Here is a 1,405-nt window from a genome sequence, read left to right on the forward strand (position 1 = left end):
CGGCTAGGCCCCTTAATTCTGGAGTCTCCCACCGTCAATTTGACGTTTTCGCAGTCTAACGCTTTATTTGGTTATTTTACAAGGCTAAGTGGAACTTTGAACGGTCTTTTAAATCCATCACCCAGCTAGAAAACTGGAATGGGGACATTCGTTTTAAGCTACCGTGCATCCTGCGGTTGTTATAGAAATCCATATACCAGTCGACGTCTTCATAGGCCTCAACCATCGTCATATACTCTTTTTTGCTAAAAAGGTCCCTCTCGATTATGCTGTGAAAGGACTCAATGTACGCGTTCATATTCGGCGTTCTCGGAGGGATTCTTTCATGCAATATGTTCAAGCTTTCGCACATATCACCGAATAGCTCGCTTACGAATTGTGGACCATTGTCCGTCCGGATGGCGGGTTTCGGTTCACTGCCCTTCAGACGCCTCTTCAGCGCGTCTCCTAAGGCTTGTGCTGCATGCTTGGCTTTGCACTCAGGTCCTCTGTAGTAACTAACAACCGCACGATCAAATACGTCAATGATGCTGAGTAGAAAAAAGAATCGGTCAACACCTACCACGTATCCATACTTAATATCCATTTGCCATAATTGATTGGGGCCGGTTACAAGCCTGTTCTTTGGGAGCCTTCGTGGATGCTTGAGCTTCTTCTCACGCTGCTTTTGAAGAATGCCGAGCTCCTTGCACAAGCGATAAGCCTTATGTTTACCTAAAATTAGCTTACGCTCGTTCCAAAGACATTGGGCAAGAAGCTTATAGCCATACACGCTTTCTTCGCCTTCAACGAGCTCGAGCAGCCACTCCTGGATCTGTTCGTCGCTTACCTTCAGTCCATCCGCCGTAAAGGAATACCCCGGACATGGACGGCCTCGACGTACTTTCTTTGGCTGCTCTTCAGGCATGCTTAGTCGTTTTTTACGTGCATAATAACTAGACTCCGCTATCCCTAAAATTCGAAGGACCAGTGCCGCGCTATTTCCCTGCTTAATGTACTGGTCGGCTATCTCGAATTTTTCGGATAAGCAGGGTTCTTCTTTTTTACAAGTTCACGCAGGATTTCAATTTCCAGCTCTTTTTCACCTAAAATTTTCATCGCCGTTTGGTATTTCTCTTCGACTTCCTGCAGTCTTTTCAATTCTTGGAGTTGCTCATCTGCCGGAGGAATCTCACCGACCTCGATCTCATCTCGGTGATCTCTAATCCAACTCCTAATCGTTTCTGGATGCACACCATATTTGCGGGCAAGGACAGCAACCTTTATTCCTGATAACGCTTCACGCGTGACTTGAAGTCGAATCTCTTCGTAAGCTTTATTCCGCCTTCTCATACCGTATCTCCCCCTCATAAATAGTCTAATTTATTGTAGGGGAAGACTCCAGTTTAATTAGGGGGCTGTGGAG

At 46.0% G+C, this 1,405-nt stretch carries 2 protein-coding genes; both read right to left on the reverse strand.

Translation table 11 applies throughout. The features are described from left to right. Positions 1-76 precede the first annotated feature (76 nt). Positions 77-1,009, reverse strand: a complete 933-nt coding sequence (locus KP806_RS27425) for an IS3 family transposase (protein WP_224726933.1) — start codon at positions 1,007-1,009, stop codon at positions 77-79. Beyond that, positions 1,006-1,332, reverse strand: coding sequence for a transposase (locus KP806_RS27430; RefSeq protein WP_224726932.1), 327 nt, complete (start codon positions 1,330-1,332; stop codon positions 1,006-1,008). Before KP806_RS27430 ends, KP806_RS27425 begins: the two co-directional genes overlap by 4 nt. Positions 1,333-1,405: the final 73 nt, after the last annotated feature.

It is taken from the genome of Paenibacillus vietnamensis (assembly GCF_020169515.1).
In the GTDB taxonomy this organism is placed as follows: Bacteria; Bacillota; Bacilli; order Paenibacillales; family Paenibacillaceae; genus Pristimantibacillus; species Pristimantibacillus vietnamensis.

What these genes read in the sequence shown, in the direction of transcription:
- KP806_RS27430 (WP_224726932.1), bottom strand. Translation starts at nt 1,332, where the DNA reads ATGAGAAGGCGGAATAAAGCTTACGAAGAGATTCGACTTCAAGTCACG.